This window comes from Streptosporangium sp. NPDC023615, from assembly GCF_040640155.1.
GTDB lineage: Bacteria > Actinomycetota > Actinomycetes > Streptosporangiales > Streptosporangiaceae > Streptosporangium.
Genome location: NZ_JBFABE010000034.1, coordinates 39,178 through 47,256, shown reverse-complemented (window position 1 = coordinate 47,256; position 8,079 = coordinate 39,178). Strand labels below are relative to the sequence as shown.

Below are 8,079 nucleotides of genomic sequence, written 5' to 3'. Positions count from 1 at the left end.
TGCGGGGCGGGAGACAGCGGGGCCGGAGACAGCGGGGCGGGAGACAGCGGGGCCGGAGACAGCGGGGCGGGAGACAGCGGGGCCGGGGCGCGGGGACGGGGAGACAAGGGCCGGGGTGCGGGAGCCGGGCGCGCGCGGGCGGGGGGCCGGGCGGGAGAACCGTCAGGTCTGGGGATGTGGAAACGCCGCCGCGAGGCAAGGGTGATCCGAGTACGGGACCGCTCCGCGAGCGCCTGCCGAAGGGAAGTGCCATGCGACCTGACGTCACCCTGACCACCCACGAGACCGTGGCCGGTTTCAGCACCTACGCCGAGGCCCAGCGCGCCGTGGACCAGCTGTCGGACCAGAAGTTCCCGGTCGAGCACGCGATGATCGTCGGTGTCGGCCTGCGGCTCGTCGAGCAGGTGCTCGGACGGCTGACCTACCTGCGCGCGGCCGGGATGGGCGCGGCGACCGGTGCCTGGTTCGGCCTGCTGATCGGCCTGTTCTTCGCGATCTTCACTCCGGGGCCCTTCCCCTTCGTCCTGGCCCTGTGGGGACTGGTGTGGGGCGCGGTGGCCGGAGCGATCTTCGGGTTGATCAGCCACGCGTTCACCGGGGGCAAGCGGGACTTCCTCTCGTCGAGCGCGATCGTCGCCGACCGGTACGAGGTACTGGTCGCCGCCCCCCAGGCGGCGGAGGCCCGCAGGCTGCTCAACGTGGGCACCTCCGAGTCGATGCCCCGGCAGCAGATCTGACCGGGCGCTCACCACGGTGGTGCCCGTGCCGCGGAGGGGCCCCGGCGCGGGTTCTCGGCGAAGGCTCCGGAGAGGTCAGTGGAGGCTCCGGCCGTCCCGGTCGCCGTCCTCCTGCGCGGCGAGCCTGGCCAGCTCGACCCGTGAGCGGATCCCCAGCTTGCGGAAGACCTGGCGCAGGTGGAAGGCGACCGTGTGCTCGCTGATGAACAACTGCCCGGCGGCGTTCCGGTTCGTCAGCCCCTGCGCGACCAGGTCGCAGACGGCCCGTTCGGTGCCGGTCAGGCTGGCCCACCCCGACACCGGGCGGTCGGTCCTGCTCCAGTGGCGCCGCCGCTCGCCCAGCAGGCGGAGCCTGCCTCTCACCCGCGCGGCGTCGCGGGTGGCTCCCACCGCTCCGTAACAGGTCAGAGCGGTCCTGAGACTCTCCATGGCCGGTTCCCCGTGCCGGCCGCCCGCGCCGAGCAGCACGCCGAGGTCCTCCGCCGCCGACCCCCTGGCCCACGGATCGGCGTACCCGGCCACGGCGCGGCCCAGGGCCTCGGCGTCGCCCTCCCGCAGGCCCCGTGCGTGATCGGCGGCCACCGGCGGCCCCGGCAGGCCGGGGTTGCGCCCCGCCAGTCCTTCGGCCGCCTCGACCACGGCGTCGGCGCGGCCCGGCTCGCCCGCCGCCATCGCCACCCGTACCAGCCACGCCGCCGCGGCGGGCTCGCCGGTCAGCGTCGCGGTGTGCCGGGGCAGTGCGGCGTAGACGCCGCCGAGCGAGCCCATCGCACCGGCGGCCCCGGTGCGCGCCTCGGCGATCCGCCCGGCCGCCAGCTCCGACCGGAGCCGCGTGTACGCGGGCATGCCCCACGACCACCGGGCCGGCTCCCTCTCCATGTGCCTGACGGCCCCGGGCAGGTCGCCCGCCCGCAGTGACGCGACGCCGAGCACCGACAGGGCCGAGCAGGTCAGACCGGATGTGACGAGGCCGGACGCATCCCGGCCGCCCAGGCCGCCCCGGCCGTCCGAGTGGTCCCGGCCGTCCTGGTCGCCCCGGTCGTCCCGGTCGTCCCGGCCGTCCCGGTCGTTCAGGGCGCGGGCGGTGGCCAGCGCGGCCTCGGCGTGTTCGGCCACGCGGTCGAACCGGCCCGTGGCCAGGCACAGGCGCGCACGGAGCACGCCGATCTCGGCGGTCCAGGCGGGCTCGTCCACGGCTTCGGCGGAAGCGTCCTCCATCACCGCCTCCGCCTCGTCGAGCAGCCACAGATCGATCAGCATGGCGGCCAGGACGGCCCGGGGCTGCCGGTGCCGCCCGCGGGCGGGCCGGCCCACGGCCTCGCGGGCCAGGTCCAGTCCGTACGAGAGCATGCCGCCGTCCCAGGCCAGCAGGGCCAGGCCGGTCATCGGCCGCATGCGGGCGCCGTGCCCGGCCTGCTCCTGCGGTGCCCACCGGCAGGGCGGGCGCCTCCTCTCCCTCATCTCCCCGGCCGCGCGTCGTCCCGCCACGCGCCCGTGCGGGCACCCGTGAAGGTGCGGGTGCGGGTGAAAGCGCGGGTGCGGGTGAAAGCACGAGCGCCCGGGGGGCTGGTCCTCTCAACGGTGATCACCCATACGACATCCCCGCGGGACGAATCACCACGCGGTGGCGATCCCGGTTGCCCCGGTGCCTTGGCGGAGATTTGACCGTGAAACGGCACTCCCGTGCGAGGGTCACGCCGGGGCGCCGGTCCTCAGCGCTCGATGAGCGTGACCTCCAGGGAGTAGTGCGAGGCGCGGTAGACGTGGGAGCCGTGCTCGACGGCCCTGCCCTGGTCGTCGTAGGTGGTGCGGGCCATGGTGAGCAGCGGCGCGCCACGCCGCTCGCCGAGCAGCCGCGCCTCGGCCGCGGTGGCCGCCCGAGCCCCCATGCGCTGGTTCGCCACGCGCATCCGTACCCCGGCGGAGCGGAGCAGCTCGTACAGCCCGCGCTCCTGGAGGCTCTCGGCGGTCAGCGGGACGAGCGGCGCGGGCAGCCAGTTGCGCAGCAGGGCCAGTGGCTCTCCGGCGGCGTAGCGGATCCGCTCCAGGTGCGACACCTCGGTGCCGGGCGCCACGCCGAGGATCGCGGCGATCTCCTCGTCGGCCGGGACGTGCCGCAGCAGCAGCACCCCGGTCGCCGGTTCCTGGCCGGCCCTGCGCAGGTCGTCGTAGAGGCTGGTCAGCTCGACCGACCGTCTGACCTGGCCGTGCACGACCTGGGTGCCCACGCCCCGCTTGCGGACCAGCAGTCCCTTGTCGACGAGGTAGCGGATCGCCTGGCGCACGGTCGGCCGCGACACCCCCAGCCGGTCGGCGAGCAGGATCTCGTTGTCGAGACGGGAGCCCGGGGGCAGGTCACCACGGCGGATGGCCTCGGAGATCTGCTCGGCCACCTGGTAGTAGAGCGGGACCGGGCTGGACCGGTCCAGCTCGATGGCGAGCCGCGCCGTCATTCGCCCTCCTGGTCATCGCACCTCGCCGCCAGATTAGCGGACATCAGAATGTCATGACAAAAACCGGTCGCGCCGCGTCCGGGCGTGCCGCCGATGCCCGTACGGCCGCTCTCCTCCTGCAGGATGGGGGCGGGGCATCCCCGGCCCCGTCCCCGTACGACCGGCGCCCGGTTCGCGCCACTGGAGGAAGCCATGGACCCGAGCACCTCGGCCGATCTCGCCGCCGTCGCGGTGGAGGCGGCCCGCACCGCCGGAGAGCGGCTGCGCGAGGCGTTCAGATCACGTCCCGCCATCGAGACCAAGAGCGATTTCCACGATCCGGTGACCGAGCACGACCGTGCGTCGGAGGAGATCATCAGGGAGGTCATCGAGAGCCGCGTCCCGGGCAGCACGGTCATCGGCGAGGAGGGCGGCAGCGCGGGCTCGGGGGAGATCCGCTGGTACGTCGACCCGATCGACGGCACCGCGAACTTCGCGGTGGGGCTGCCGTTCTTCTGCGTGTCGATCGCCGCGGCCGTCGGCGACGAGGTGGTCGCGGGCGTGGTGTACGACCCGATGCGCGACGACGAGTTCCGGGCCGACCTCGGCGGGTCCTGGTGCAACGGAGAACGGCTGCGCAGCGCCGGGGCCACGCGCGACCGCGAGGCGGTGCTGCTGACCAGCTACCCCACCCCCTGGGAGGTGACCGAAGGCGGGGACGAGACGCTGCACCGGTTCGGCCGGATGCTGACGTCCTTCGCCTCCACCCGGCGTCCCGGCAGCACCGCGCTCAAGCTGGCACATGTCGCGGGAGGGTGGGCGGACGTCGCCTACGGCAGTAGGGTCAGTCCGTGGGACATGGCGGCGGGCTCGCTGCTGATCCGTCAGGCCGGGGGCGTCTTCGTCCCGCTGGACGGATCGATCTTCGAACCCGGCGGTTACCTCGCCCACGTCGGGGAGTTCGACCTGGCGGGGTCGGTCATGAGCGATCTGGTCATGAACGGCCGCCCGGGGTGAACGTGTGCCGGAGGGCGGGCGGCGGGCCGGGTGACCGGTTCCGGCGAGGCCGCCCGTCACATCCGTGACCGCATTACCAATTGATCCTGTAGGAAATGCGGGTAAGGTGGTCGTGTCGCCGTACGAAGGAGCCGCCATGAGCCTGGAGCCGGGGGACGAGAGCCCGCTGGCCACCGCCGTCGAGGCCGCGCGCTGGATCCGGGCGGCGGCCGTGGACGACGGGCGGGGGCGGCACTGGCGGGCCAACCCCGACCCGCACGGCCGGGCCGCCATGCCCGACCACCCGCTCTCGCTGTACTCGGGGGCCGCCGGGATCGTGCTGTTCTTCCTGGAGCTCGCCGCCGCCACCGGTGACGACGACTACCTCGGCGACGTGCGGGCCGGCGCCCGCTACCTGGTGTCCACCTGGCGCGAGCAGGCCGACCTCTCCCTGCACCAGGGCCTGACCGGGGTGATGTTCGCCCTGTCCGAGGCAGGGTGGGCCACCGGCGAGCAGGAGTTCGAGGTCGAGGCCGGCGCGATCGCCGACCGCGTCGTGCGCAGCGCCCGCCGCATCGACGGCGGCCTGGGCTGGACCGGCGACCCCGCCCAGCGGGGCGACGGCGGCACCATCCTCGGCCTGCTGCACGCCGCGGGCATCCTGGGGGTGCCCGCCTACCAGGAGGTCGCGGTCGAGGCGGGGAACCGCATCGCCGCGCTCGTCGTACCGGGGCACCGTTTCGGCGAGGAGGCCTGCGCCGACCTGCCGCTGGACGCGGTCACCCCGGGATTCCTCTCCGGTACGGCCGGGACCGCGTTCGTGCTCGCCCGCCTGTACGGGGTGACCGGGGAGAGCCGCTTCCTGGACGCGGCCCGCAGGGGGGCGGACTTCGTCCGGGCGGTCAGCACCGTGACCGAGCGGTGCGCGCTGGTGCCGCACCACCTCCCGCAGGGGCGGGACCTGCACTACCTGGGGTTCTGCTCCGGCTCCGCCGGGGTCGCCCGGATGTTCTACGAACTGCATCGTGTCTCCGGCGTTCCCGGCGCCCCCGGTCTCCCCGGCGGCCTCGGTGGCCTCGGTGTCTCCGGCGCCCCCGGCGAGGTGCCGGACGACGCCGGGGACCTGGACTGGGCCGAGCGCCTGGCCAGGGGGATCGTCCGCAGCGGCGCCCCGCCCGTGCAGAGCGGCGGCTACTGGAACTCGGCCTGCCAGTGCTGCGGCACCGCCGGGCTGGTGGAGCTCTTCGTCGGGCTCTGGGCGGCCACCGGCGAGCGGCGGCACCTGGAGTACGCCCGCACCCTGGGAGCGGACCTGGCGGCCCGGGCCACCCGCCACGACGGCCGGGGATCGCGCTGGTACCAGGCCTACCGCCGGCTGCGGCCCGGAGAGGTGACCGCCGACACCGGGTACATGGTCGGCGCGGCCGGCATCGGGGCCGCGCTCCTGCACCTGGACGCCACCGCGCACCCGAAGGAGGCGCGACGGCTCGTCCTGCCGCCCGACAACCCGTTCCCGGCCATCCCGGTGCCGAGCTCGACGCTCCGCCGCTCCTGAGAACCGGTCGTCAGGACGGTGAAAGACGGCTCCCGGGCGGGACCACCGCCCCCTCGCCGGCCGTATCCTGCCGCTCGTACCGGTCGGGGAGGAACGACGGGTCCGGCACGGTGCGTGCCGGAAGCTTCGGACGATATGCCCTTTGGCTGTCAAGGGGTGACAAAGCTCGTGATGATGATTGGTGATTCTCCGTGAGTGCTGCCCAGGGCCTGCCTAATCTCGGTCCCGTGACCATCCAGGATTTCCTTCCCGACCCCGACCGTTCCGTCGTCGCGATCGAGCCCGCCCGAGCAGGCGCGGGACACTGGGCCGGCGCCCCGAGCGCGGTGTACAGCGACGGGACGATCTACCTCGCCTACCGGCTGCGCCGCCCCGTCGGCGAGGGGCGCGGCTACGCGGTCGCCGTCGCCCGTTCCGACGACGGCGAGCGCTTCGAGACCCTGCTCACCATCGGCAGGGAGGAGATGGACACCGAGTCGCTGGAGCGGCCCACCCTGGTCCGCACTCCCGAGGGCCGGTGGCGGCTCTACCTCAGCTGCGCCACCTACGACACCAAGCACTGGAGGGTCGAGGTGCTGGAGGCCGACGACCCTTCGGGCTTCCGCGCGTCGCAGCGGCGGGTCGTGCTGCCGGGCGACCCCAAGACCGGCGTCAAGGACCCGGTGATCGTGGTCCGGGAGGGCGTCTGGCACCTGTGGGCCTCCTGCCACCCCCTGGACGAGGCCGACGAGGCCGACCAGATGGTGACCGACTACGCCACCAGTGCCGACGGCATCGAGTGGACCTGGCAGGGGACCGCGCTCAGCGGCCGTCCCGGCACCTGGGACGCCCGGGGCGCGCGGGTGGCGGCGGTGCGTTTCACGGACGGCCAGGTAGTGGCGTTCTACGACGGCAGGGCCACGGCCGCGGAGAACTACGAGGAGAAGACCGGGGTCGCGGTCGGCACCGATCCCGCCGAGCTCACCCCGGTCGGCACCGTGCCCGTGGCGGTCTCCCCCCACGCCGGGGGAGGCCTGCGCTACCTGGACGTGGTGGACCTGCCCGGTGGCGGGCGGCGGCTCTACTACGAGTACACCCGCGCGGACGGGGCCCACGACCTGCGCACCGAACTGCGCTGACCGCGCCCTGAGTGCTCCGGGTGCCCCGGGCGCTCCGGAGTGTCCGGAGCGCCCGGGATTCCCGCGGCCGCCTCCCCGCCTCAGGGCTGGGGGCGGCCGTTGCGCGCCTGACGCTGCCCGTTGGGCCGGACGCCCACCAGCCCGCCCGAGCGTTCGCGGGGGCGGAGCCAGTCGCTGAAGTCCTCGCCGGTCACCCGCTGGAGCAGCGCCACGTCCTCGGTGAAGTAGGTGATCAGCTTCTCCCGCTGGTCCCAGGTCAGCGGCTGGCGGGAGCGGGCCTGGCGCTGGAGCTTCCGCTCCAGCGGGTCGGTCAGCGCCACGCTCGCCCGGGGCGGCAGGAACCGCCCCACCGCCGCCCCCACCCGCAGCGCCCGCGACAGCAGCCGGTGTCCCCGGGTCGGCTCGGGATGGGCGGTCACGTTCTCCCGGGGCACCTCGGTCACCACGCCGCTCTCCACCCCGAGGAAGGTGAAGATCCGGTCGAGGGTCTCGACCGGCCGGTCGACCAGGTCGCGGTAGCGGTAGACGAGCACCTGCTCGCGGGGGAAGAGCGTGAACAGGTGCTCCAGCTGCTCGCCGTACCTGCCGAGCCCGAGGTAGTGCCAGAACGGCGCCCAGCCGGCCTGGACCCGTCGCTCCTCCTCGGCGCAGGCCTTCAGCACGTCCCCGACGGGTTCGAGCCCGGCCGACCACAGGTGCGTCCAGTTGGAGTGCGCGCGCTCCACCGGGTCGCGCAGCACCACGATGAGCTTGGCGTCGGGGATGGTCTCCCTGATCCGCCGCTGCGCGGCCCGATCGTAGAGATAGAACGGGGTGGACTCGCCGGTGAGCGTTCCCGGCGGCGCCGCGCCGAACAGCGCCTCGTAGTCCTCGCGCCGCCAGACGTGCTCGCGGTAGGTCTGGGCGTCCCCCGGCCCTCCCCTGGTCGGGGGAGGGCCGTCACTGAGGAAGAACTTGGGCTCCTTCACCGGGGACATGAACAGCTGCGGGTGCCGGGCCAGGGCGGAGTGCAGCGCGGTGGTCCCGGCCTTGGGGGCACCGATGGTGAGGAAGTTCGGCAGGGGCATCGTTATTACCCTTAATCCCTACTGTCATTATTGGTAAATATAACCCCTTCTCGGACGAAGGCAAGTGTCCGGCCGCAGGGTCGTGACATCTCGCGAGAGGTTCCCGGGACCTCAGCCGCCGGTCCCCGTCTCCGGGCGGTGGGGGACCGGGCGTGCGGCCCCGTCCGGTGAGCG

At 73.9% G+C, this 8,079-nt stretch carries 7 protein-coding genes; 4 read left to right on the top strand and 3 right to left on the bottom strand.

Going from position 1 to position 8,079, the window contains the following annotated elements:
• Positions 1-251 precede the first annotated feature (251 nt).
• Complete coding sequence (locus AB0G16_RS22945) at positions 252-737, top strand: general stress protein (protein WP_362808312.1); 486 nt, start codon at positions 252-254, stop codon at positions 735-737.
• 75 nt (positions 738-812) lie between these two features.
• Here AB0G16_RS22945 and AB0G16_RS22940 read toward each other — a convergent pair whose 3' ends face one another.
• Both AB0G16_RS22940 and AB0G16_RS22935 read right to left on the bottom strand, forming a co-directional pair.
• Positions 813-2,198 carry a helix-turn-helix transcriptional regulator gene (locus tag AB0G16_RS22940; RefSeq protein WP_362808309.1) on the bottom strand — a complete coding sequence of 462 codons (1,386 nt, stop codon included), beginning with the start codon at positions 2,196-2,198 and terminating at the stop codon, positions 813-815.
• A gap of 251 nt (positions 2,199-2,449) precedes the next feature.
• Entirely contained in the window at positions 2,450-3,190 is a 741-nt protein-coding gene (locus tag AB0G16_RS22935; RefSeq protein ID WP_362808306.1) for a GntR family transcriptional regulator, read from the bottom strand.
• A 192-nt stretch (positions 3,191-3,382) separates the two neighbouring features.
• Here AB0G16_RS22935 and AB0G16_RS22930 point away from each other — a divergent pair, with 192 nt between their 5' ends.
• The 3 genes from AB0G16_RS22930 (at position 3,383) to AB0G16_RS22920 (ending at position 6,838) form a co-directional block, all read left to right on the top strand.
• Entirely contained in the window at positions 3,383-4,186 is an 804-nt protein-coding gene (locus tag AB0G16_RS22930) for an inositol monophosphatase family protein (RefSeq protein ID WP_362808303.1), read from the top strand.
• A gap of 136 nt (positions 4,187-4,322) precedes the next feature.
• On the top strand, positions 4,323-5,720 hold the full coding sequence (locus AB0G16_RS22925; RefSeq protein ID WP_362808300.1) for a lanthionine synthetase LanC family protein: 1,398 nt from the start codon (positions 4,323-4,325) through the stop codon (positions 5,718-5,720).
• Positions 5,721-5,947: 227 nt separating this feature from the next.
• Positions 5,948-6,838 carry a hypothetical protein gene (locus AB0G16_RS22920; RefSeq protein ID WP_362808297.1) on the top strand — a complete coding sequence of 297 codons (891 nt, stop codon included), beginning with the start codon at positions 5,948-5,950 and terminating at the stop codon, positions 6,836-6,838.
• Between the two features lie 80 nt (positions 6,839-6,918).
• On the opposite strand, the gene AB0G16_RS22915 is transcribed toward AB0G16_RS22920, so the two are convergent.
• The gene (locus AB0G16_RS22915) at positions 6,919-7,905 is read right to left on the bottom strand and encodes a sulfotransferase (protein ID WP_362808294.1); all 987 of its coding nucleotides are present in this window, start codon (positions 7,903-7,905) and stop codon (positions 6,919-6,921) included.
• Positions 7,906-8,079: the final 174 nt, after the last annotated feature.

Bases quoted from the DNA above. Each gene is read 5' to 3' on its own strand.
- AB0G16_RS22930 (WP_362808303.1), top strand. From the start codon at position 3,383: ATGGACCCGAGCACCTCGGCCGATCTCGCCGCCGTCGCGGTGGAGGCG.
- AB0G16_RS22945 (WP_362808312.1), top strand. From the start codon at position 252: ATGCGACCTGACGTCACCCTGACCACCCACGAGACCGTGGCCGGTTTC.
- AB0G16_RS22925 (WP_362808300.1), top strand. From the start codon at position 4,323: ATGAGCCTGGAGCCGGGGGACGAGAGCCCGCTGGCCACCGCCGTCGAG.
- AB0G16_RS22940 (WP_362808309.1), bottom strand. From the start codon at position 2,198: ATGAGGGAGAGGAGGCGCCCGCCCTGCCGGTGGGCACCGCAGGAGCAG.
- AB0G16_RS22915 (WP_362808294.1), bottom strand. From the start codon at position 7,905: ATGCCCCTGCCGAACTTCCTCACCATCGGTGCCCCCAAGGCCGGGACC.
- AB0G16_RS22935 (WP_362808306.1), bottom strand. From the start codon at position 3,190: ATGACGGCGCGGCTCGCCATCGAGCTGGACCGGTCCAGCCCGGTCCCG.